This is a genomic window from Paenarthrobacter histidinolovorans (assembly GCF_014647595.1).
GTDB lineage: Bacteria > Actinomycetota > Actinomycetes > Actinomycetales > Micrococcaceae > Arthrobacter > Arthrobacter histidinolovorans.
Window position 1 is genome coordinate 410,791 of record NZ_BMPM01000003.1, and the last position, 21,700, is coordinate 432,490.

A 21,700-nucleotide genomic window follows, 5' to 3' on the forward strand; every position below is an offset into this window, starting at 1 on the left:
GCATTCAAGAAGATTCAGCCACACCTCGAATTTGGTCGTCCCGGGTTTTGTCGCTTTGAGACAATCTTGAGCTTTCCTTGAGGGGCTTCCGCCATTTTTGGAATGTCTGACGGAAGTGTAGGCGTCCCGTGTGGTCGGGTCTTGCAGTGGGCCGGTCGCGCAGTTTTCCCTTCCTGCTGGCTATGCTCTCAGTGAAAAGGGCCGGGAGGTTTAAGGTAGGCCAGGTTGATTTGAGTGACTGTTCGGTGCACCTGGAGGGCGGCGACGTTCATCAGTTGCGAAGCACGCACAGTGTTCGCCCAGTCCTCCTCCGCTTCCCGGATCGCTCTGCTCGGTGCCGACCCACCGGACCGAATGATGGTCGACTAGCAACTCAGCACGGGACAAGTCCCCTGCCCCACCCGGTTCTTCACCTCACACCCAGCTGCGCTGGCATGGCTTAGGGAACAAGAATAGGCATCCGACGAGGCCCTTCCAGCCGGCCTCTGAGCGCGGCGAATCCCATGCCACTGCCCCGCGACCGGCGGACCTCTCATTGGGAAACTTGCGATGGTCAGCGATCGCTAGAGTTCCTTGCTAAATTATTTGGCAGACCCTGCTCCTGACTCGAGGAGCTCCGTGGAAACGTGCGCCCGTCAAGTGCCGTCAAGGGTGTTTGGGCTTTGGCAGCAAGGCTCCTCGAATGGTAATACCTTGGTACGCATCTTACGCCGTAGGCGTTCGCCAGTGAGTGGGTATAGCTGTGAGCCGGGAAGAGTGTCTACCAGGGTGCGCCATCTGTTGCCCGGTGGGCCCGGGTGATGATCGTCAGGGCCGGGGCAAGGAGTTGCTTATCGGTACTGCTAACCGGGATCAGCCCATAGATGTAGGCCTCAAGTTCGATCTTTCCGGCTTTTCCGCCTAGACGGTAGAAAGCGGACCACAAATCGTCCATGGTCATTCTCTCTGTGCGTACGAGTTCCCAGGCGGCCCGCCGCACATTTTCCATAGACCTCATGATAGCCCTGTACCGCAAGTCATTGTCCCAGTCAACCAGCTGGGGGAGTTGGTAGAAGTAGTTGTATATGCTGCCGGGTCAAGGCCGGCAGGCCCTTCCCTGGGAGTTGACTGGCTGGCACGGCGCACTCGGCCCGGGAAGCGACCTAGGCCTGGCTTGAGTGCAGAACCAGGTGCAGACATGTGAAAGCCCCTCGGGGCGCTTTCACGATGAACAGGAATGGGTGCTTGGATTGGTCAGCGGTGATGCGCCTCTCCTCTCCGGACTTTTGGCCCATGTCGGTTTCAGCTCCGGTTCTGTAATAAGAGTTCTCCAACCCGGGGAGCGTGGAAGGTCACTCTGATGCGCGTCGTGCGCACGCGCCGGTTTCCCTTGAGGCGGCCTACCCCCGGGAGGTCGCATAGCAAGGCTAGTTGCCGGGTGTGCACCGATGGTTTCTGGTTGAGGTACTTTGCCGCCGGCCAGGGCGGGAGGGTGGATCCGCTCAGCCTGGACAGGCAGAGCTGCCCGCTGTTTCCGGCTCCGGCAAGTAGACGCCGCTCCACTGGCGGAAAAATTGAGTACCAATTACCCGTGCACAGTCATGGTCGGGGGTTTTTACTGATTCCAGGGATCCACGTTCTGGCGAAGATTCCCTCTGGTGGCGGGGCTGGGTAGGGTGCGTTGGAAGAGGGTTCAAGATCCTGCCGGGCCGGGCGTTCGGCCTGCGTTTTGTGTTTCTCGGTGAGATCAGGAGATATCGGAGGTGCAAGGATGGAACCGATTGATCTGGGCGACTGTTTTCTGCGTCTTGAGGGTGGTCGCTTCCTGCATCTGGTCTGGCGTCGTGGTGTGCGTATTGACGCGCCCAACGCGCGCGCTGCCATGGACGCCGTGAACAAAGCAGCCAATGGTCTGAGGTATCCATTGTTGGTGGAGATGGCTGGGACCGGTTTCGTCAGCCGCAGCGCACGGGAGGTCTTCGCGGAACCCTCGGCTGCGTCCCGGCTTGCTCTACTCGGGGCGAGCCCGGTAGACCGCGCACTGGTCGAATATCAACTCCAGACGAGCGAAGTCCCTTGCCCGACCAGGTTTTTCACGGCAGTGGCAGAGGCGTTGGCCTGGCTTGAGGAAGCCGACACGGCCGAGGACGTATCCGTTCCTGCCACGTCCTGATCCGCACGACAAATCCGGATCAACGAATGCCCGAGCAATGTGAAAGCGCCGGCTAGCATCCCCCAGGTCGCCGGGGCAACAAACCGGTTCATGTGACCAGAATTCCCGGCTTTCGCGTCGTGAATCGAACCTCAGACGCACCATACAACCAGAGAGATATCGGCGAGGTAGTCAGTCTCGGCGGCGGGCCCATCCCGTAAAGGATGCGAGGGCTTTGAGCCAGATAGTGATTTGTTCCGGTGCTGAAACGGGCGCTCATCGGGAGAAAGCTGTGGCCATGACCCAAAGCGTGCCACTGTCTCCCACCGCTCCGCCGCAGTCCGCGGCCCGCAGCGAGCCGCGCGGAAATCTGCGGCTATCCCGGTCACAACCCCGTAACCGGGCAGATGCTTGCGTGGGCAAACGCCCCGAAACGGCCGAATCCCAGCTTCAACACCGACTCCGGGACAGGCGCCCCTCCGAAAAATAGCCCGCTGTCCCAAACCCCCGGGTCGCCTGGACAAGCACCGCCGTGGTGTTGGTTGTCCCGTCATCTTGGTATCACTGATCCCGCCGGCAATGGCGCATGCAGTGGCCAAGAGGCGCATAGTTGGAAGATGACAAGCCCTTATCTGCGCGGCGGTTCCATCAGTAGCCGGGCTTCCCGTGAACATATTGAACGTGCCCTGACGGACTACGGGGCGACTGATGTCCTTTTCAGTCACCAGGGAACCCGGACTGCCATCGCGTTTCGCGGTGGAGCGAGACAGTTCCGTATCGTCGTTTCACCGCCACGACCGGATGGAACCCTGAAGGTATGGGCGGACTCAGCCGAAGGTCCCATCAGCGAAGCTAGGGCAAAAGACCTCGAACGGGCCACCCGAAGGTTTTGGTATGCCCTGGCGTTAGCGATAGATGCCAAACTGGGTGCGGCAGCAGCCGGCGTGGCCACCCTAGAATCGGAATTCCTCGCCCATCTCGTTCTCCCCGGGAACCGAACTGTACTGGTCGAACTCGAACCCATCATCGAATCCGCCTATCACTCGGGCAGAAACCCTCACATCGAGGTCCCGGCCCTGCCAACGGTGGACCCGCAACCGGCCCGGCCCCTAAAACCCTGAGACAGGGGGACAGCGTATACCCGGAACCACCGAGGCAGTCACCGTGTTGGTTTGCGTTTCCTGGAGATCCGGGCCGGGACCTCACGCTCCTGAAGCAGGAGCCACTTCATGGCTTCAGGCCGGGACGTAAAAAAGCGGGTCGGGCAGGGCGTGTCGTGCAGTCTGGGAGACCACATGGCCAGAACCCGGTCCACGGGGCCATCGCCGAGCAGCGCTATCCGCGACGCTGCGCACGGCGACGCGAAAGCCGCGCGCGCCTGACGGCTCAGCGAAACTATTCTTGCCATGTCAACCAGCATCGGATGGGATTTGTTCGCGCTGATTCCATTGACGGTTTCCATCGCAGCGACGGCATCGCGCGCCTCAATCCGGGACCCGGCCTTCCATAGAAGGTAGAAGACGTCGTCATCGCCCAGCTCTACCGATCCCTTGCCGCCTTCGAATGTTACTGGTTCCACCGGGCTTGCTCCCGAGTTCCGTCGCTCCATGCCCGTCGACACGAATAATTGCGGCCCGACGACGGCATTAGGGACCCTGTCGGGCAAAGAAGGTCCGGCCGGAATCTGAGGGACTATTCCTCACCTTAGCCACCCCGTGCCACATTCGGCAGGGGCCGGTCCATACTGGTTCACTTGGGACCCACCCAGGATCGAGGGCTTCTCGCCGTTATTCCAGGCCCGCCCTCCGGGGCGGAAAACCCAAGGGCATCCTGCGGGGCCCATCAGACCCGGAGCCGGTGTTCGGTGCCGGTTCTATGCCTCGAAGTGGGTGGTGGCAGGGCCTGGGGGGCGGTGTTGATGGAGGTCTTCGGCGAGGTCGTGGATTTCCAGGATGGTCGTCTTCTGCATCTGGTCTGGAAACGCGGTGTGCGCATCGACGCAGGAAACGCCCGCGCGGCCACGGAAGCTGCTTGATAGGGTCGCGAATGGTCGGAGTCGCCCGTTATTGGTGGACAGGGCGTCCGCAACGTTTCTCAGTCGCCACGCCGGGAGATCTTTGGTGAACCGCGGGCCGCGTCCAGGATCGCGTTGCTCGGAGAGAGGCCGGTCGACCGCGCAACTGGTCGACTATCAACTCCGCACGGCCCGGTCCCGTGCCCAACAAGATTCGTCACTTCACGGCCCGAGGCACTGGCGTGGCTGCCTAAACGGGCCCGCTGGAGGAGTCCCCGGTCCAGGCTGCTTCCTGATCGGAAGACAGCCCACGGGCGGGGACCCAGGTGGGCTACGAAAGAGACCGTATTGCCGGCGACTTTAGAATGGGCTGGCCAACGTTCTGAGCCCCCTATTCGGCTTTATTCCATCAACAACGGATCCAAGAGGAGCTATTTTGGGGGCGTCTTCTCCGTGCGGCACCATGGCGGCCACGTTCTCCGCAGCATTGGTTGGTGCGTATATGACTGCGGTTTGGTGGTCCCTGTTCGTGCGGTCGAGACCAACCAGCATTGACATGATGACTCCCACCCACAGCACAGCCGTCAGCAGGACGATACCCATCAGGACAAGGGGCATGTTGGAAGTGTAACGGGCAAGCAACGTCCGAACGAGCCCTCTGGATTCTGTGCGCGCTATCGGTGCCAACGTGACTGGCACCTTCATTCCAGGAATGCAAAGTGGGTAGCGGGGTCCGGACGGGGAAGGGCCCACCGAAATCACTCGTGTTTGAACGCCGTGCACGGTCAGGAAGTCCTTAGTTCTTTGAGCTCCCGCAGTATTGCGAGATGCTCCCGGGTTGATGGTGATCAGGAGTTTGATTTCTTCTTTTGCCTTGGAAAGGCTCCCTGATTTTTCCCGGAAACGATCTCATAATTCAAGAGGGCCGCGCGGGCGACTGTTTGTGAACCCGCTGCAAGATGCAAGCTGGGCCGGCGTCGGATTACTGGTCGCGTTGGTGTGCCACCACCCTGATGGTCTTCACTGTTGGGTCTGCCGGGTCCGGGAGGACCATTCCTGCCGTGGCCCCGGTTCGGAGGTAGTCGACCACGGCTGCGTTGATTCTTTCGCCGGGGAGGATGGCAGGTACCCCTGGAGGGTAGGGCGTGATTTGTTCGGCGGCGATGCGGCCGACGGCTTCTTCGGCAGGCACGTTTTCCACGGGGCCGAAGAAGGCATCCCGGGGGAGTAGTACGGTTTCCATTTCCAGGTCTTCCGGTTCCGGGAGCTGGACCTTTGGCGGCTTTGGCATCTCCGGAGCGGCTTCGATGAGCTCTTGCAGGCCGGTGAGCAGGCGTTCGGTGGTTTGGTCGTCGTCGGACTGGGAAAGGGTTGCCTCGATGCGGCGGTGGTCATTGAGCCCGAGATCGATCCGGCAGTTGGCGCGCAGCCAGTCTATTGCTTGATAGCCGCTGATGCCCAGCTCTGCGACGTCGATCAGGACGTGGAGGGGATCAAAATCGTGGGACGCTTCGGCCCGGATCAGTTCGGGTCCCAGAACGTGGAGTCCGTCCATTGCGTCGATGTCGGTCCTGACGCTGTCGGCAAGGTGCAGTGCCTTTTCCAGCAGGCTTTGCCCTTCTTGAACCATTTGCCGGCGCCAGCCATCGATCGCGGCGTAGATCATGACGTTGGCGCTGGTGGTGGAGAGCAGGTCCGCGCACTGGCTGAGTCGTACTGGGTCCACCAGGTTTCCCTGGAGGTGGTAAATGGATCCTTGTTCGAAGCCCATACCCATCTTGTGAACACTGACCACGCAAATATCTGCTCCGGCGTCCATCGCCCACGTGGGGAGCCGGTCGTGGAACGGCAAGTGCGCACCCCAGGCCTCATCGATGATCAAAGGCTTGCCACGGGAGTGGCAGATTTCGGCGATCTTTTCTATGTCGGCGCATGTCCCATAAGGAGTGGGGCTGGTGATGAGCGCAGCAGCGGCGTCCGGGTACCTCTGCCACATCTTCTCCACCTCTTCCGGGGACGGCGGATGAGCGATATGCAGGTCCCGGTCCCACAGCGGGCGGATCCAACGGGGCTGCAGGCCGGAGAGGATGATTCCGGCCACCACCGACTTGTGCGCGTCCCGACCAATCAACAGATCCCCGCTGCCCTTTGTCACGGCGAGGATGGAGGCTTTGACCGAGAGGGAACTGCCGCAGGTGGAAAAGAACGCCTTGTCAGCACCCACCGCTTCGGCCATGAGTTCCTCAGCTTTGCTGAGGAATTCGCCGGACGATTTGCGGTCGTCGACACCTGCCGTTGAAAGAACATCGTCGCGGAACGGATCGGAGCCCATGATCTCCAAGGTCCGGGGATCAGCACCCCGTCCCTGGCGATGACCGGGTGGCGTAAAGCCATAACGGTCCAATCGGTGGTAGTCGGCCAAGGCCTCGAGCAACGGCGCTTTATTCTGGTCCACGGTATCCTCCATCCCTTGCGGCAAGGACAAATAAGTAAACTGACAATTTATCCAGTTCTCCTTCTTCGTACCCCTCAAGGCGCAAGGTGAATCAGCAATGATGCTGCAACAGCAACTACCCATGGACACGGTCGCAGCTATCGCGGCGGCCGTGGACTCGACCATGGCCGTTCACTGTGAGGTTCTCAAGAGCTTGGTCAAGATACCGGGCGTGGCACGGCCAGGCTTCGACCCTGCATTGTTGGAGGTCAGTGCGGCTCGTGTTCGTGAACTGTTCCAAGCCGCGGGTTTCCCTGATGCGCGGATCGTTCGTGGCCTCGGCGGAACAGGGAAACCCGGGGCGCCTGCCGTGCTGGCCCGGCGAGCCGCAGCACCCGGATTTCCCACGGTATTGCTCTACGCCCACCACGACGTCCAACCTGCCGGACCAAGCGAAGCCTGGACTACTCCGCCCTTTGAACCAGGTGAACGCGACGGCCGGCTCTTCGGACGGGGCGTGGCCGATGACAAGGCGGGCATCGTCATGCATCTCGCGGCCGTCCAGGCGATGGAGTCGGTGCTCGGACCCGGCCACGGTCTCGGACTCAGTATCTTCATTGAAGGGGAGGAAGAAGCGGGTTCTCCCACGCTCGAGGGCATCTTCGCGGAATACGGAAAGGACCTCCAGGCGGAGACCGCCATCGTGGCAGATTCGGGAAGCTGGAAAATCGGGACGCCAGCCCTCACGGCCAGCCTGAGGGGAATGGTGGACGGCATTATCACGGTTCGCGTCCTTGACCATGCCCTGCACTCCGGAACCTACGGTGGCCCGGTCCTTGATGCGCTCACGGTTCTTGCCCGGCTCATGGCCAGTTTCCATCACGACGACGGGTCCGTCGCGGTGGAGGGGTTGTTGTCGAGTTCCGCGCTAGGGCCGGATATGGAGGAGGGCGTGTTCCGTAAGGACGCCGGCGTTCTCGCCGGGGTGGAACTTGCCGGCCGCGGTTCGCTCACGTCCCGGCTCTGGAACAAGCCCGCACTATCATTCGTGGGTCTGGATACCGAACCTATTGCCACGGCTGGCAACATCCTGTTGCCCGAAGCGTCAGTGAAATTCAGTCTTCGGATTCCTCCGGGGAACGATCCCGGGCAGGCGATGGAAGCCATCCGGCAGCACGCAGCAAAGCACACCCCCTTCGGAGCGGAACTGACCTTCATCCCGGGGTCATGGAGCAAACCCTTCACCGTGGCTGCCGACGATCCGGCCGTTCAAGCAACCCTATGGTCCCTGGAAACGGCCTGGGGCTCCAGCGCCGTCATGATGGGCGTTGGCGGGTCCATCCCCTTCGCCGCGGCACTGGCGGAAGAGCAACCTGGGTGCTCCATCCTCATCACCGGGGCCGAAGACCCTGATACGCGTGCCCACGGCACCGATGAATCAGTCCATCTGGAAGAACTGAGGAACGCGATCCTGGCCGAAGCACTATATCTGGCGCACTTACAGTTCACATCCGACCTCGCGGTCGGACGGTGAACCGGAGGGAGAAGGGGTTCAGGTCCCCGGTAGGTGATCATCGGCCTGAAGGCTGCCTGGTTCGCTAAGAAGAAATTCAGTCTGCTCAACGAGCTGGGCCAGGAGGGCGCCGGCTAATACCAGGACCAGCTGACGGCCGGAGAAGCGGACGGGGCCTTCGCTGAAGGAGACCAGCGCCCATTCCTTCGCATGGTCCGGACTCTGATCGAGCCAGAGCTCCGGGCGAAATATGTCAGCTTCTGTAAGCAGCCGGCTATCCCTGTAAAAGAGCGGCGCGAAACGAGCACCGCATTTGCCGGGCACCCTCCCGTGCGGCCACTGAACCCCTTCAAACATGTCGCCAACCTCCCGGTTCGGAAAATGACTCAGAGTCCAGGCAGCGCTCCGCCGAACACTGTACGGCGAGCGTCATGTTGACGACCGGTCTGGCCCGAGACTCCCGCCTTGAGCTTCGCGGGCTGTGATGGTCCCGGCAGCCTCGGCCTTGTGGCGAACGAAGTCCCTGTCCTCGCGGGTGAGTATCAATTGACCGTGGCGGTCGAGGTCAACAGGTTCTTCGGCCTGCTCGATGATCCTCGCGGCCAGGGCAGCAGGAATGATTGCGCATCCGTAGTTGTGCAGAATCCAGTTCTTTGTCTCTTCGTCGAGCCGAGCCCACACATCCTCGAGTCTCATCGCACGCTCCTGTCGGTCACATCCACGGGAGGGCTGCGTTATGGATGTCCGATAAGGCTACCCGCGCCGCGCAGTGGACGTGCATGTTCGCGCCGGCTCTTTTGGATCGTCTATGTGGGGAACTTCGACTTCCAAAGGTCTGAGGGAATGGGGGTGCCCAGGATCTCGGTGACGACCGTCAGAGGGAGTACCTGCTGGCGGTACTCACGGGAAAGAATGCCCTGAACGGCTGTTGCGGCTTCGTCGTCTTCCGAAGCGGTGGCGTCGGAGGCATGGACGATCCGGATATTGTGTCCGAACGCGTCGGCGGCCGTTTGCGCGATGCAGTTGTGGGTTGACACGCCAGCGAGCACAACTATGTCCGCGTCCCAGTTCCGCAAGCGCTGCAGCAGATCTGTGCCGAAGAAGGCGCTGTCCCTGGTCTTCACAAGTTGCGGCAGCCCCTCGGTTCTCAGACCGGGTAAGAAGGCAGCTTGGTCCGAGCCGCGGAAGATAAAGCCTTGGTCATCGTCTAGCATGTTCAGCGTCCATGTGGACTTATCCCTCTCATGCTCCGTTTTCACAAGGAGGACTGGCGCGTCGTTCTGCTTCGCTGCGGCTATCAGCGAATTGCACGCTTGAACGATTGCTTCCTGCCGGCGTCCCAGGGCCGGGTCCTCGAAGAATGCGTTCTGCATGTCAATGACGAGCACTGCAATCACGGTGGTCCTCTCAGATGTTCGGGCGTGCATGTCTCAGGCCCAGCCATACTGGCAGAGGCGCCGACTTCGTGCCAATCATGCACAACCCGTGATGGTCCTCTGGAGTTCGATCCGGGCTGGCGGTGGCATGAGGGCCTGCAAACAGTCACGGTGCCGGTTTGCCTGGCTAACATCTGCCTGTCGCCTGGCCTCCGGCACCGCGGGCCTAGCTGGACTATTTCGCGTCCTTGGGCGCTTCATCGTCCTCCGGTGCGGCGCCGGGCACCAGCTCCGGATCAACAACAGGGGAGAAAACATCTGCGGGAATCTCTTTCCCGCCCGGCTTCTCCGCGGGATCGGCCGGATTAGCGTTGGGAAACTCACTCATATGAACACCGTAGAACCACTCTGTAGCAGAGTCCATGGGATGCCGGCACGCTTGCCCAGTCGGCACGTTTCATGCGTGGCGTCCAGCGCCTACTTGATCACAGCAAGTGGGAACGGAGAGGGCCCAGGACGAGGCATGGCGTTGGAGATGGATCTTGGATTATTGGTGCTCCGGTCGCCCGGACGTGGGAAGCAGTTGGAGTCCTTCGAATCCGGTGTGCACCGGCTCCGCAGTCCAGGTAGGCCCCGACGACCTCGAGAAGACTGGTCGCCCTGGTCGCTCGCGCAATCGTGGCAGTAGGAATCGACGGGACCGGCCCTGCGATGGTCCTTAAGGAACCCCCAGTACACGCCGAACACTTCCTCAGCCTGCATGAGCTGGTGACCGGCAGCACCGACATCACGAGCATCCTGCGGGGAGTAACCGGGTTTGCCTCTACCGCGATGACCCAGGCCGCTGGGGCGCCGATTGACTGTGCGCCGACTTTGCGGAGGCGTAAGCGAACGGCCACGGTCGCAGGCAGCAGCGATAAGGCTGTGCTTCTGGACCACATTGAGCAAAAAATTGGGCAGGGCCCTTGCTTGGATGCCTTGAATGTGGGGCATCCCGTGCTGTTGGCTGACGTGTCCGCGGATACTTCATGGCCGGAGTACAGCCGAGTTCTGACAAAGGAGGGATGCCGTAGCGCCCTGGGTGTTCCGATGGACTTGGGCGAGACCTCCGAAGCCGTGCTGAATTTCTTCGCACCCGAGGCTGGGTTGTTCACCCCGGAAGTAATCGGCGAGGCTACGGCCTTCGCCGATGTTGCTGGGAGCACTCTGCGCCTGGCCATCCGCATCGAAACTGCTGACCAGCTGAACGCTGACCTGAAAAGCGCCATGGGCACCAGGACTGTCATCGATCTCGCCTGTGGGGTGATCATGGCCCAGAACCGCTGTACCCAGGACCAGGCCTTCAAAATGTTAAACAACGCCTCCAGCCATAGAAACGAAAAGGTCCACACTGTAGCCGCGGACATCGTCGCCCACCTAGGCGGCAACGCAGACGTGTCAGCACACTTCGAGGACTAACCACGAGGACGGAGGGTTCGCCGCGAAGTGGATCATCGCCGGATTCCACTCGCCGGTTGGTTATGTTTCGCCATACGAATCGGAGAGGCAGGCGATGGGCCAGATTGAGTTGAGCGATTGTGCTATCCGGTTGGAGGGCGGGAGCATCCTGCACCTGCTCTGGAACGTCGGCACGCGGATTGAAGCGGAGAACGCTCGAGCTGCCATGGAGTCGGTCAATGCTTTGGCCGAGGGAAAAGTATCCACTGTTGGTGGAAATGGCCGAAGTGAGCTTCCTCAGTCGTGAAGGACGCGCTATTTTTCGCCGGGCCCTGTGCTGCTTCAAGGATCGCTTTGTTAGGTGAGGGCCCTGTGGACCGCGTGGTCGGTGACTATCAGCTCAAGTCGGCGCCGGTACCATGTCCCACCAGATTCTTCACCACAAGGGCAGAGGCCCTGGCTTGGCTCAGCGCGGAAGCGGACAGCCGGGGCACCCTTGCATTTTGAGGAATAACGCGGCCGTTCAGGAGCGCCCTGCTGCCGGCCAATTGGTTAGTCCCAGATGGCCCAGACCACCATTTCCGCATCTGCGGCGAGGTGCCTGCCGGTGTGTCCTTTGTCGAGAACGCAGGACGCATCGATTCCGAGGTGACCGGCTAGTGCTGTGCACTCAGCCGCGGTGAAGCTCAGGACATCCAGTGGGATGACGTCACCTATCTTGAAGTCGTTCATCGCTGCGCTCTCCGGGCTGCTAGCTGCCGAGACGGATCGTCGCTGCGCGTTCGATCAGGACGGGAACGTAGTCCCGGATCGGGCCGTCATTAAGGGCGGAATATTCCTCGCTCACGATCTCCTCAACCTCGGTTCGTGGAGTGTCCGAAGAGCTCCTGATCAGTCTGTTGATAACGGCTGCTACAGCCTGCGCTTTGTCCTGCTTAGCCATGAGCCCAGTGTCAGCGCAGAACGATAACCCCGTCAATGCTGTTCCGGTTCCAAAGAAATGGGACCCTCATAAGAGCCGTTGGTGGTTCCCGGGTTCAGATCGTTGCTCAGCTCCGGTGAGACTATTGGGCGAGCATAAAGTCGACCACGAGGTCTTGTACGGCTTTGACCATGTCGTTGCCGTTGGCAGTGTTGCAGCCGGCAGCTTGTGCTGCAGCGATGAGCGGTGTGGTGCCGTGTCCGGCGATGACGTCGCCGACGAACATGTCAGAGCGAAGGAGCGTGGGACCCACGGGGATCGGGTCTCCGTCTTCCATGCCCATGGGGCGGCGTTGAATACGAGATCGAAGCCGGTCGGCTCTGATGGACCAACGCCGACATTTGCTTTGCGGTGGTCTCTAGGAGGTCTTGAAGCACCTGGGCTGTGCTTGGTCGGCGTCGTGGATGACGAGTTCTTGCACTCTGCTCTCCAAGAGTGCGAGGGCGATGGCACTTCCCGCGCTACCCGCGCCGATAAGCAGCGCCGGGGTTCCTTCGATTTTGGCGCCGTGGTCTTGCTGTGCTTTAACGAAGGCAAGCCCATCGAGCATGTCCCCGTGCCAGGTGCCATCAGTATTGCGGCGGATCATGGAGGCGACGCCGAGGGTCCGCGCTCGCTCGGAGCTGGTGGCCCACTGCCAGCGGGGGTGAGGCCGCGTCAATGATGTTGCGGTTCTAAGGAAGTGGGCGCGCCTTCGCAGGCGAAACGAGTCACAGGGGAGCCGAGAACGAGCGCGGGCTTCGTCCTCCTGTCTGGAGGAGCTCTAAGGTGTCTGGGGGGCGTTCGCGTAAGGGGCGTGGCAGTTGTGCTCCCTGCCCGCCGGTTCCCAAAGGGGCCGCTGCCTTCACATCCTGGAGCTCAGGGCCAGACGGGACCATCCCAGCGATCAACTCCGTGGTCTCGCAGGGATCATCACACGTGAGCCACGCTCGTGGTCATTAGCTCGTGGTCATCAACCGGCAGGAGGGTGCCGCCCACGCCGGACCACACCCTCCTGTCATTGTCTGAAGCGTCCAATTTGTAGGGTTCCGGTTTATGGAGTGCGCTTTCTAAGGAGCGGATCCGGAGGCGCTGGGAGCCGGTGTGTGGTGCTGCTTCCACCGGAATCGTCCGCGTCTCCATCATTGCCTCCCGGCTCATGTCCGCCTCGGTCGCCAGGTCCTCCGTGGTCGCCGCGGTCGAAGCCACGCCGATTTAAGGTAGAGCTGATGGGAACGTGCACATCTTCAGGAGAGCGACCTCCTATGCGTGGGAGCCGTGCTTCACCTAGTTGCCACGCGTCGGCTCGGGGGAGCACAAGCGAGGCTTCGATGTCCTGTTGGTCGTTATCCGTCGTCTGCTTTATGGACGTGGTGTACCAAGTTTCAGGGCCCGGAGTGCCACACCCTCACATATTCGACAGCCCACTCAGCTGATGCTGATTCAATTCAAGACCTGCTGCCGTTTCCGTGCACGGGTAGACGGTACCCATTTTTTCGTCACAGCACATTACCGCTACTTGGAACCGTGGACGTTGGCACGGGCGGCTGGCCACAACAGAATTTCCCCCTGGTGACGTTATGGACGGCGCCGTGTGGGTAGGTCTAGTTTGACATCAGTGGTGGTAGCCCGCGGCAACCACTTACCCGGGGTTGGCTCACTCCTGCAGCCGGAACGCTGTGGCTTGGGCCTTTGCGCGATGGAGGATGGTCATGGTTGATCGTATAGCCCAGATTTGGGGAACCCGGACGCCGTTTGGGCGGGGTGAGCGGTGGCCGGTTCGGGTGGACCAGGTTCTGGCACAGGGTGTCGCGGAATCGGACGTGCAGCGGTGGGTTCAGTCCGCGTGTGTGCTGTGCAGCAACGGGTGCGGCATCGACATCGGGGTCAGGGACGGGATAATGGTCGGGGTCCGCGGCCGCGCGGGGGACATCGTCAATCACGGCCGGCTCGGGCCTAAGGGGCTTTTCGCGAGCTGGCAGGGAGTGCAGAACAAGGACCGGCTGACCCGTCCTCTGGTGCGGGAGAACGGTGAGCTGGTCGAGACCGACTGGGACACCGCCATGGAACGCATTGTCTCCCGGAGTCGGAGCCTCTTGGACACGAAGGGGCCTTTGTCGCACGGGTTTTACACCAGTGGACAGTTGTTCCTTGAGGAGTATTACGCCCAGGCGATCGTGGGCAAGGCCGGTATCGGCACTCCCCACATGGACGGGAACACTCGTCTGTGTACGGCGACGGCGGCAGCGGCGATGAAGGAGTCTTTCGGCTCGGATGGCCAGCCCGGCAGTTACGTGGATATTGACGAGTGCGATGCGATGTTCTTGTTCGGGCACAACATGGCCGAAACCCAAACGGTTCTTTGGTCGCGGGTGCTGGACCGGATCGACGGTCCGGACCGGCCGAGAATCGTGTGCGTTGACCCGCGGGAGACCGAGGTTGCCCGGCACGCGGAAGTGCATTTAGCGGTCCGGCCCGGGACCAACCTGGCCCTGATGCACGGCCTGGTCCGAGAGTTGTTCGTCAATGGCTGGATTGATCAGGACTACATTCATCGGCACACAATGAATGTTGATGAGCTGAGGTCCACTGTCGAGCCGTGGACCCCGGAAGCGGTGGCGGACACCTGCGGCGTGGAAGCGGAGGATGTGCGTCGCGCCGCGGAAATCTTCGGAACCTCGGAGCGGGTTCTCTCAACGGTGCTGCAAGGGTTCTACCAGTCGTCCCAGGCAACGGCGGCATCATGCGCAGTCAACAACCTGCACCTGCTCCGCGGCATGATCGGCAAAGCAGGATGCGGCATCCTGCAGATGAACGGGCAACCGACAGCCCAGAACAACCGAGAATGCGGTGCCGACGGCGATTTGTCCGGCTTCCGGAACTGGGAAAACCCCGACCACGTCCAGGAACTCGCGGAGCTGTGGAACGTGGACCCGGCCATCATCCCGCATTGGGCCCCGCCCACCCACGCGATGCAGATCTTCCGATACGTCGAACAGGGATCCATCGAATTCCTATGGATCTCTGCCACGAACCCCGCCGTGTCGATGCCACAACTACCCCGGATCCGCGACATTCTGGCCAGTGACTCCCTGTTCCTGGTAGTTCAGGACCTGTACCTGACAGAGACGGCCCAGTTCGCCGACGTCGTCCTGCCCGCCGCGGCGTGGGGAGAAAAAACCGGCACGTTCACCAACGTGAACCGCACCGTCCACCTGTCAGAAAAGGCCGTTGAACCGCCCGGGGAAGCCCGCAGCGACCTGCACACCTTCCTGGACTACTCCGCGCGGATGGGCTTCCAACAACTCGACGGATCACCCCTGCTGGACTGGAACCAACCCGAAGACGCATTCAACGCATGGAAGGAATGCACCCGTGGGCGACCCTGTGATTACACGGGACTCACCTACGACAAGCTCCGCGGCGGCAGCGGCGTTCCCTGGCCATGCAACGAGAACCACCCCGACGGTACGGTGCGCCTCTACCATGACGGCGTGTTCCCCACAGACCCCGAGTATTGCGAAACCTACGGCCACGACCTGCTCACCGGGGCAACGGTAGGACCCGAAGCCTACAAAGCAATGAACCCGGCAGGACGCGCCATTTTCAAAACCGCCCCGTACCATCCCGCCCATGAAACACCGGATGAAGAATTCCCCCTCCGGTACACGACCGGGCGCACCGTCTATCATTTCCACACCCGCACCAAGACCGGCAGGTCCCCCCAACTCAACGATGCAGCACCAGATGCATGGGTCGAAATGTCAGTGAACGACGCCGAAACCTACGGTGTGACCGAAGGCAACATCGTGCGCGTGGAGTCCCGGCGAGGACACATCACAGCACCGGTACGGGTCAGCGACATCCGCGACGGCACCATTTTCGCCCCCTTCCACTACGGGTACTGGGACCAAAGCGGGACACCAGACACCAGACACCGCGCAGCGAACGAACTCACCATCACCGAATGGGACCCGGTCTCCAAACAACCCGTGCTGAAGAACGCAGCAGTCCGGGTCACGAAAATCGCCGAAGGTACCGGCCCCTCACCGGCACCCACCACGACAGCCTCCCGCCCCGCCACACGCGGAAAGGCACGCAGACACCTGCTCCCCACAGCCGGCGGACCGGCAGCACAGGCCACCGAAAGCATCGCCCCTGTCACGGCGCCCACAGTAGCCACAAAGGAGGAACAGCCATGAAACTCCCGGTCTATCTCGGCCTGCTGCACAAAGCCGAAGGCACCCTCGCCCAATCATTCCGCCAGGTCGCCGAAGGCCACGGCCATGAACCCGACGTTCACTTCCTCTGCCAGGCCCTCGCGGACCAATGCCAAGAACACCAACAAGCACTCCAGCCCATCATCGACCGGTACGGAGAAGTCGACCACGACGACGAGCCCGAAAGGCTCCAGGCTGACGGTCTACAAAACACCCGCTCAGGCCCAGTAGGTCTCCTGCGCGACCTGCAGGACCTCTACCTCCTCGCAAGCCTGGTCGACATCACCTGGACAATGATCAAACAAGCAGCCCAAGGACTACGGGACAAAGAACTTCTCAGTATCGTCAACGACTGCGACGGCCAAACCAGCACCCAACTCAAATGGCTGCAAACACGAATGAAACAAGCAGCCCCACAAGCCCTCATCGCCGCAAAATGAAGTCCTTGATCGCCCTGGACCGTCGTGCAGGTCATCAATCGCCAGCAGCCATGAAGCCTAACGTCCCCGGGACTATACCGAGCACGGTCGGTTCCTTGCCTGCACCCAACAGGACTCTGACGATCGGCAGGAGACCTTATGTCGAAGCAATCGATCCACACCCGACTGACAGAATCGGGCAGGCGCCCAGGTCCAGCCCTGTACGCAGCAACACTGTCACTGATTGTTCTCTCAGCCAGCGGCGCCATCGGGCTGGCTCTACACAGCCCGTGGCTCTTCCCCAGCCTGGGTCCAACGGTCATGTTGTTCTTCGAATCCCCACAAGAGGAATCGTCCCGACCATCCAACGCCCTGATAGGGCACGGAGCCGGACTTCTGGCCGGCATCGCGTGCCTCTACGGCTTCGGGTTGCAGGACGACCCATCGGTTCCCGCCGGAGGCCTGACCACACCACACCTCCTGGCCGGGGCGCTCTCGTTGGCCTTGACCACCCTTGTTTTGACGTGGGCCCGGAAGCCCCATCCACCGGCCGGCGCCACAACGCTTATCGTCAGCCTCGGCATACTGACGAGCCCAGCCCAGCTGCTGTCCATAGCTGCAGCCATCATCTTCACCACCATCCTCGGCTGGGGACTTAACGCACTTCTGGGAACAAAACCCGCACCCATGCGAGGGTAAGAGTAACCGGGCAACCGTGACTGGGTGGCCGGTCGGTGACCCGGACGATTTTCCGCAACATTACGGGCCGCAAGGCTGTCACTGAGGTTGTTAAGCGCCTGCTCGAAAGGATCCCCCTGAGTCGCTCCCCAGAGGGTTTCTCACACGGCGATAGGGAGTGTTTGGTCAAGCTAATATTGCTGTTCGATCGAGACATGCGTCCAGGCATCGGCACAAGTTGAGGGGCTAAGACAAGCGCGTCAGGGCATGTCGAGGTTGGTTTTGTAGGCGGTGGTTTTGTTGGTGTTCCCGCCTGCGAAGATGCCGCCTCCGAGCATGTGGTCGGTGAGGCGTGCGAAGCGGTATCCGGGTCGGTGTTTAGAGCGAGTTGGAGGTATTGGTGTGCTTTGGCTCCTCTGCCTTCCCACCAGGTGATCTAGGCGATGGTGGTGTTGCCGTGCCAGTCTTGAGTTGGTCACGGAGAGGTGGGTACCGTTTTGGTACCATGGATCCATGGCTATGAATCTTCGTGTCCCGGAAGACCTTGATCGTCGTTTGGAGAAGCTGGCGGCCGAGGAGCACACGTCCAAGTCCGCGCTGTTGTTGCAGGGGGCGGAACTGGTATTGCAGAGGAACGCCCGGCGGCGGGAGATTAGTGAGGGCTTGGACTTTGTGATGAGTCATGACGCTGAACTGCTGACCCGCCTTGAGGACGCGTGACCGCGTATCTGGATATAGAGGATGCTCTCCAGGTTGTTGACCGGTACGGCTTCCATATCCGTGACGTTGGGCTGCTGGCTTCGGCTCTGGCCAGGCCCGCGACAACCGTCATGGGGGTCGAGGCTTACGGTGATCTGGCCACCAAGGCGGGTGCATTATTGGAGTCGGTGGCCCGCTTTCATCCATTGATCGATGGCAACAAGCGCACGGCGTGGACGTTAATGGTGTTGTTGTTGTGGATCAATGGCTACCGTCACGATTTCACGACGCATGAGGGGTTCGAATTGGTTGTGGGCGTCGCTGCCGGGCGGATTGATTTGACTAGCTCTGCCGCGGAAATCTCCAAGCACCTGCTTTCTCGCTAGTTCCGCCGGTCGGAGCTGGAAAAGGAAAAGGCGCGTGAACATTGTCCACATTTCCAGCCCAGGACTGGGCCGCACAAGCGCCGGACTGGCTCGAATTGGCTATGTTTTCTGGAGTTCCCCCTGCTAACAAGCCCAAGAAACCCGTTCGAGTCCCACCTCGGGCACGGCATACCCCCTCCTCAGAGGGGGTTTCTGCTTTAAAGTGTGTACATTCTGCTTGGTCAGGTCCCTCTGACACTGGCCGCGGGGTGTGCCTGACGCTGCGGGTCGCCTGTTTGGTTGTGGGGGAGCGGGTTCAGGGTCGTGGCTGACCGGCCCTCCGCTTGCTCTGAGCTGGCTTATGGGTTCCAGTCTTTCGTCCGATAGGTCGTCGTTGTCCTACACCTCTTCATGGGTAGGGTCGTTGGTCACGACGTGACGAGTAGATCTTCTTGCGGATTTGCTTCTGGGATCGTCCGCGAGAGGAACAGATGTTGTGGCCCGGGAGTCGCAGGGCACGATCCCGGCGAGCATGAGCAGCTTGGGTGTCGATTGCTCCTGTTGAGACGATCACTTCGCGGGCTGCGCGGAAGGTGCCTTGTCATTTTCGATACCGACGGCGCGTCCGTCCTCGACGAGGATCCGGTGTGACGGGGTTTCGGGCTGTAGCGTCAGGTTGGAGGGCAGCTCCGATGTTGGGAAGAGACCGGCGACGGCGGTTGAGACCCGTGCGCCGTCCTGCTCCTTCAGGGAGGCTCGTCGTGCTCATTCGGCAACCCAAGAGTCACAAGAGGGTCCTCAGCCGTGAGGGGGACGGAGAAGTCCTCGATGGTCTTCCTTGCTCCGGTGGCGTCCGTCTTCCCGCTTCCTTCAGGTCTTTTTGCGGCTCTCCTCGAAGGTGGTTGACTCCGCACCGCGGTTCACCATGTTAACCAGCGCATCAGGGTCGCTGGCGCCGAGCATCCCACTGAGGCCGGAATTCCGTGGCAGACCGGGGAGTGGCCGGCGAAAACATCTGGTAACGCGTTAGCCCTTTGACTCTGTAGGAGATGACGGGTTCGCCCGACGGCGGCTGGTTGGTTGCACTACCGGTCCTCACCGAGCACAGTGAGGTACTCGCGGTACTGCTCTGCTGTGAGCTCCCCTTTGGCAAAGCGCTCGTCGAGAATCTCTCGGGCCCTGCTACCTTTCGTCGGTGGCAGGTCGTTTGGCTCCTGTGGGCCCGTCGGCACGTAACCCCCACGGCCCTCGCCCGTGACCCTTACTGCCAGGAGTACAAGCAACGCGACGCCAACCAGTAGCAGAGGAACCCAAAGCCACATCCACACCATGCCTTGTCCATAACCCCACATCATGATCAGTACCCTCCACCTCTAAGATTTACTCCCAGTCTCAACCCTGAATCGGTGCTGCCAACAGAGTCCGAGGTCCCGGTTCATCACCCGTGCCGCCAGTGGGGTCAGCGCCCCAAGATCGTCCGTTCCCACCGGAAAGCACGGAACGATGCCTCAAGGTGTGTCCGCGTAGGTCGTGGTGGTCCTACACTTTTTCCTGAGGAGGCGGATCATCTGTTGGATCCGGGTTGGCGCTTGGGCTGCATGTAGGGGCGCGACGAGATTGGCCGTTTACCGGTACGTCATGTTGTTGTTTCCGTCGTTGGGACTGCCACAAATCCAGGGAATGGTTCCGCTGACAGTATCCGGAAACGAGCTTGCTCCTGTATGCATCGCAGTGGAACTTAGGGAGGCTGTAAACACATGAACAGAGCCGTCATTAGATGTCCTCAGTGCGGCAAGTCGAACCGTGTGCCGGCTGTGGCCGACGGCCGGCCACGCTGCGGGAACTGCCACCGGGATCTTCCTTGGGTGGTTGAGGCGGGCGACGCCGACTTCAGTGCGATCGCCGAACGGCCCGGCGTTCCGGTATTGGTGGACTTTTGGGCGGTGTGGTGCGGCCCGTGCCGGATGGTGAGCCCTGTGTTGGACAAGTTGGCCCATGAACGCGCTGGGCATATCAAACTCGTGAAGGTCGATGTGGACCAGACGCCGCAGCTTTCCGCCAGATTCGACATAAAGGCCGTGCCAACGTTGATGGTGATAGTTGACGGCAAGGTCGTCGCGAGGCGGGCCGGGGCGGCTCCCGCGCCGGTGTTGAGGAATTGGTTGGAGGTAGCACTCACGAAGTAGCCGGGATCAAGGGACGACGGCGGCAGGTGCGGTGTCCCACCCCGCTGTCGTGACCAGGAAGGCCTGTCCCGGGGGCGGCAGATTTCAGCGGCAGCGGCCATTGGCGTCCCGAATGGTTCCCTCGGCATTGCTGCTACATTGCGGCCGAATCCCACGGCGTCGACACTCCGCGGGGCGACTACCCGGTTGCTACGGTCGGCTACGTGGTGAACTACGAAGCAGACGCGTCACGGGCTGACCAAGGCTGACACATCATGAGATGGGGGTCTTGCCTTGTGCAGGGACTTTTGGCCCTGTTACAGGTTCTGTGCCGGACACCATCCTGATCTCATTGAGGCCATTCCGGTCCTGCTTGTACCATGCCCCAACATTGTTCAAACAAGGCAGGGGTGGGCCGGGGACCAATATCCACGTCTACAACGAGGAGACTCCAATGAGCGCCTGGCAGGAAAACATTACGCCCCGAAGGTTCGACGGACAGACCGTTATCGTGACTGGGGCGGCCTCCGGCATAGGGCTGGCCACTGCGCTGCGAGTAGCACGTGAGGGTGGCAGGGTAGTGGCCAGCGACCGCAGCGAAGAGGGCCTCAGCAAGCTGATGACCGAGCATGCGGAACTTGGCCTAATACCGGTGGCGGGTGACATCAGCACTGAGGAGGCCGTGCAGCGTGTGGTGGCCGCCGCGGGCGAACGGATTGACGCACTGGCTAATGTGGCGGGAATCATGGATAGTTTCCAGCCGGTGCATGAGCTCGATGACGATACTTGGGCGCACGTTCTGGACGTCAACCTAACATCGATGATGCGCCTGATGAGGGCGGTGGTGCCGGCCATGTTGGCAGCGGGCAATGGTTCCATCGTGAATGTCTCGTCCGAAGCAGGCCTGAGGGGCTCAGCGGCCGGTGCTGCGTATACGGTCTCAAAGCATGCTGTCATCGGCCTGACACGCAATTCAGCCATCATGTACGGACGCCGCGGCATACGTGTCAACGCAGTGGCTCCTGGCGGCACCAGAACGAACATCCATGCCGAGTTCAAGTCCCAGCTTGCAGCTGAGGTGCTTGGTCCCTTGATGCAGGTCAATGTACCGCCCGTTGCTGAGGCCAGCGAGCTCGCCGCAGGGATCACCTTCCTCTTGAGTCGGGACGGTTCCAACATCAATGGTGTGGTTCTTGCCTCGGACAACGGGTGGAACGCAATTTGAGGGTTCAGTGAACATGGTCAGAGCACTAGGGAGACTGGGTTCCATGAGCCGACCAAGGCTGTG

At 61.1% G+C, this 21,700-nt stretch carries 22 protein-coding genes; 11 read left to right on the plus strand and 11 right to left on the minus strand.

Annotated elements, in window-relative coordinates:
• Window positions 1–760: 760 nt before the first annotated feature.
• Entirely contained in the window at window positions 761–997 is a 237-nt protein-coding gene (locus IEY62_RS09830) for a hypothetical protein (protein ID WP_189016745.1), read from the minus strand.
• A gap of 753 nt (window positions 998–1,750) precedes the next feature.
• Here IEY62_RS09830 and IEY62_RS09835 point away from each other — a divergent pair.
• Complete coding sequence (locus tag IEY62_RS09835; protein ID WP_189016749.1) at window positions 1,751–2,152, plus strand: DUF7793 family protein; 402 nt, start codon at window positions 1,751–1,753, stop codon at window positions 2,150–2,152.
• Between the two features lie 1,138 nt (window positions 2,153–3,290).
• Here IEY62_RS09835 and IEY62_RS09840 read toward each other — a convergent pair.
• The 3 genes from IEY62_RS09840 to IEY62_RS21865 form a co-directional block, all read right to left on the minus strand.
• Window positions 3,291–3,710: a DUF7793 family protein gene (locus IEY62_RS09840; protein WP_189016752.1), complete on the minus strand. Its 420-nt coding sequence runs from the start codon at window positions 3,708–3,710 to the stop codon at window positions 3,291–3,293.
• A 795-nt stretch (window positions 3,711–4,505) separates the two neighbouring features.
• Window positions 4,506–4,763, minus strand: coding sequence for a hypothetical protein (locus IEY62_RS09845; protein WP_189016754.1), 258 nt, complete (start codon window positions 4,761–4,763; stop codon window positions 4,506–4,508).
• 364 nt (window positions 4,764–5,127) lie between these two features.
• Entirely contained in the window at window positions 5,128–6,600 is a 1,473-nt protein-coding gene (locus tag IEY62_RS21865) for an aminotransferase class I/II-fold pyridoxal phosphate-dependent enzyme (protein ID WP_189016757.1), read from the minus strand.
• A 121-nt stretch (window positions 6,601–6,721) separates the two neighbouring features.
• Here IEY62_RS21865 and IEY62_RS09855 point away from each other — a divergent pair, with 121 nt between their 5' ends.
• Window positions 6,722–8,113 carry a M20/M25/M40 family metallo-hydrolase gene (locus IEY62_RS09855; protein ID WP_229785179.1) on the plus strand — a complete coding sequence of 464 codons (1,392 nt, stop codon included), beginning with the start codon at window positions 6,722–6,724 and terminating at the stop codon, window positions 8,111–8,113.
• 408 nt (window positions 8,114–8,521) lie between these two features.
• Here IEY62_RS09855 and IEY62_RS09860 read toward each other — a convergent pair whose 3' ends face one another.
• The 3 genes from IEY62_RS09860 to IEY62_RS09870 all read right to left on the minus strand — a co-directional run bounded on the left by IEY62_RS09860 (window position 8,522) and on the right by IEY62_RS09870 (window position 9,856).
• Window positions 8,522–8,788 carry a hypothetical protein gene (locus tag IEY62_RS09860; protein ID WP_189016763.1) on the minus strand — a complete coding sequence of 89 codons (267 nt, stop codon included), beginning with the start codon at window positions 8,786–8,788 and terminating at the stop codon, window positions 8,522–8,524.
• Window positions 8,789–8,898: 110 nt separating this feature from the next.
• Window positions 8,899–9,489, minus strand: coding sequence for a cysteine hydrolase family protein (locus tag IEY62_RS09865; protein ID WP_189016767.1), 591 nt, complete (start codon window positions 9,487–9,489; stop codon window positions 8,899–8,901).
• Between the two features lie 214 nt (window positions 9,490–9,703).
• A complete protein-coding gene (locus IEY62_RS09870; RefSeq protein WP_189016770.1) occupies window positions 9,704–9,856 on the minus strand; it encodes a hypothetical protein in 153 nt (50 codons plus the stop codon).
• 323 nt (window positions 9,857–10,179) lie between these two features.
• On the opposite strand from IEY62_RS09870, the gene IEY62_RS09875 reads away from it, so the two are divergent.
• A complete protein-coding gene (locus tag IEY62_RS09875; RefSeq protein ID WP_189017284.1) occupies window positions 10,180–10,926 on the plus strand; it encodes a GAF and ANTAR domain-containing protein in 747 nt (248 codons plus the stop codon).
• Between the two features lie 531 nt (window positions 10,927–11,457).
• Here IEY62_RS09875 and IEY62_RS09880 read toward each other — a convergent pair.
• The 4 genes from IEY62_RS09880 to IEY62_RS09895 form a co-directional block, all read right to left on the minus strand.
• Window positions 11,458–11,637, minus strand: coding sequence for a hypothetical protein (locus IEY62_RS09880; protein WP_189016773.1), 180 nt, complete (start codon window positions 11,635–11,637; stop codon window positions 11,458–11,460).
• 19 nt (window positions 11,638–11,656) lie between these two features.
• Window positions 11,657–11,848 (minus strand): three-helix bundle dimerization domain-containing protein, encoded by a 192-nt coding sequence (locus IEY62_RS09885; protein WP_189017322.1) that lies wholly within the window; start codon window positions 11,846–11,848, stop codon window positions 11,657–11,659.
• 121 nt (window positions 11,849–11,969) lie between these two features.
• Entirely contained in the window at window positions 11,970–12,170 is a 201-nt protein-coding gene (locus tag IEY62_RS09890; RefSeq protein ID WP_189016776.1) for a hypothetical protein, read from the minus strand.
• Window positions 12,171–12,245: 75 nt separating this feature from the next.
• Complete coding sequence (locus tag IEY62_RS09895; protein WP_189016779.1) at window positions 12,246–12,548, minus strand: hypothetical protein; 303 nt, start codon at window positions 12,546–12,548, stop codon at window positions 12,246–12,248.
• 1,030 nt (window positions 12,549–13,578) lie between these two features.
• Between IEY62_RS09895 and IEY62_RS09900 the strand changes: the two genes are divergently transcribed.
• The 8 genes from IEY62_RS09900 to IEY62_RS09935 all read left to right on the plus strand — a co-directional run bounded on the left by IEY62_RS09900 (window position 13,579) and on the right by IEY62_RS09935 (window position 21,637).
• Window positions 13,579–16,068, plus strand: coding sequence for a molybdopterin oxidoreductase family protein (locus IEY62_RS09900; RefSeq protein WP_189016782.1), 2,490 nt, complete (start codon window positions 13,579–13,581; stop codon window positions 16,066–16,068).
• Window positions 16,065–16,526 (plus strand): hypothetical protein, encoded by a 462-nt coding sequence (locus tag IEY62_RS09905; protein ID WP_189016785.1) that lies wholly within the window; start codon window positions 16,065–16,067, stop codon window positions 16,524–16,526. The genes IEY62_RS09900 and IEY62_RS09905 overlap by 4 nt, the downstream gene beginning before the upstream one ends.
• A 138-nt stretch (window positions 16,527–16,664) precedes the next feature.
• The gene (locus IEY62_RS09910; RefSeq protein WP_189016788.1) at window positions 16,665–17,204 is read left to right on the plus strand and encodes an HPP family protein; all 540 of its coding nucleotides are present in this window, start codon (window positions 16,665–16,667) and stop codon (window positions 17,202–17,204) included.
• A gap of 492 nt (window positions 17,205–17,696) precedes the next feature.
• Window positions 17,697–17,903 (plus strand): ribbon-helix-helix protein, CopG family, encoded by a 207-nt coding sequence (locus tag IEY62_RS09915; RefSeq protein ID WP_229785181.1) that lies wholly within the window; start codon window positions 17,697–17,699, stop codon window positions 17,901–17,903.
• Entirely contained in the window at window positions 17,900–18,268 is a 369-nt protein-coding gene (locus tag IEY62_RS09920) for a type II toxin-antitoxin system death-on-curing family toxin (protein ID WP_189016791.1), read from the plus strand. The genes IEY62_RS09915 and IEY62_RS09920 overlap by 4 nt, the downstream gene beginning before the upstream one ends.
• A 1,028-nt stretch (window positions 18,269–19,296) precedes the next feature.
• On the plus strand, window positions 19,297–19,548 hold the full coding sequence (locus tag IEY62_RS21870; RefSeq protein ID WP_189016794.1) for a hypothetical protein: 252 nt from the start codon (window positions 19,297–19,299) through the stop codon (window positions 19,546–19,548).
• Window positions 19,549–20,004: 456 nt separating this feature from the next.
• Complete coding sequence (gene trxA / locus IEY62_RS09930; RefSeq protein WP_189016797.1) at window positions 20,005–20,433, plus strand: thioredoxin; 429 nt, start codon at window positions 20,005–20,007, stop codon at window positions 20,431–20,433.
• 433 nt (window positions 20,434–20,866) lie between these two features.
• The gene (locus IEY62_RS09935) at window positions 20,867–21,637 is read left to right on the plus strand and encodes an SDR family NAD(P)-dependent oxidoreductase (RefSeq protein ID WP_189016800.1); all 771 of its coding nucleotides are present in this window, start codon (window positions 20,867–20,869) and stop codon (window positions 21,635–21,637) included.
• Window positions 21,638–21,700 lie beyond the last annotated feature (63 nt).

Bases quoted from the DNA above. Each gene is read 5' to 3' on its own strand.
- IEY62_RS09905 (WP_189016785.1), top strand. From the start codon at position 16,065: ATGAAACTCCCGGTCTATCTCGGCCTGCTGCACAAAGCCGAAGGCACC.
- IEY62_RS09875 (WP_189017284.1), top strand. From the start codon at position 10,180: ATGGTCCTTAAGGAACCCCCAGTACACGCCGAACACTTCCTCAGCCTG.
- IEY62_RS09890 (WP_189016776.1), bottom strand. From the start codon at position 12,170: ATGGGCATGGAAGACGGAGACCCGATCCCCGTGGGTCCCACGCTCCTT.
- IEY62_RS09860 (WP_189016763.1), bottom strand. From the start codon at position 8,788: ATGAGACTCGAGGATGTGTGGGCTCGGCTCGACGAAGAGACAAAGAAC.
- IEY62_RS09910 (WP_189016788.1), top strand. From the start codon at position 16,665: ATGTCGAAGCAATCGATCCACACCCGACTGACAGAATCGGGCAGGCGC.
- IEY62_RS09870 (WP_189016770.1), bottom strand. From the start codon at position 9,856: ATGAGTGAGTTTCCCAACGCTAATCCGGCCGATCCCGCGGAGAAGCCG.
- IEY62_RS09830 (WP_189016745.1), bottom strand. From the start codon at position 997: ATGAGGTCTATGGAAAATGTGCGGCGGGCCGCCTGGGAACTCGTACGC.
- IEY62_RS21870 (WP_189016794.1), top strand. From the start codon at position 19,297: ATGACGGGTTCGCCCGACGGCGGCTGGTTGGTTGCACTACCGGTCCTC.
- IEY62_RS09935 (WP_189016800.1), top strand. From the start codon at position 20,867: ATGAGCGCCTGGCAGGAAAACATTACGCCCCGAAGGTTCGACGGACAG.
- IEY62_RS09845 (WP_189016754.1), bottom strand. From the start codon at position 4,763: ATGCCCCTTGTCCTGATGGGTATCGTCCTGCTGACGGCTGTGCTGTGG.
- IEY62_RS09855 (WP_229785179.1), top strand. From the start codon at position 6,722: ATGGACACGGTCGCAGCTATCGCGGCGGCCGTGGACTCGACCATGGCC.
- trxA (WP_189016797.1), top strand. From the start codon at position 20,005: ATGAACAGAGCCGTCATTAGATGTCCTCAGTGCGGCAAGTCGAACCGT.
- IEY62_RS09915 (WP_229785181.1), top strand. From the start codon at position 17,697: ATGGCTATGAATCTTCGTGTCCCGGAAGACCTTGATCGTCGTTTGGAG.
- IEY62_RS09880 (WP_189016773.1), bottom strand. From the start codon at position 11,637: ATGAACGACTTCAAGATAGGTGACGTCATCCCACTGGATGTCCTGAGC.
- IEY62_RS09885 (WP_189017322.1), bottom strand. From the start codon at position 11,848: ATGGCTAAGCAGGACAAAGCGCAGGCTGTAGCAGCCGTTATCAACAGA.
- IEY62_RS09900 (WP_189016782.1), top strand. From the start codon at position 13,579: ATGGTTGATCGTATAGCCCAGATTTGGGGAACCCGGACGCCGTTTGGG.
- IEY62_RS09835 (WP_189016749.1), top strand. From the start codon at position 1,751: ATGGAACCGATTGATCTGGGCGACTGTTTTCTGCGTCTTGAGGGTGGT.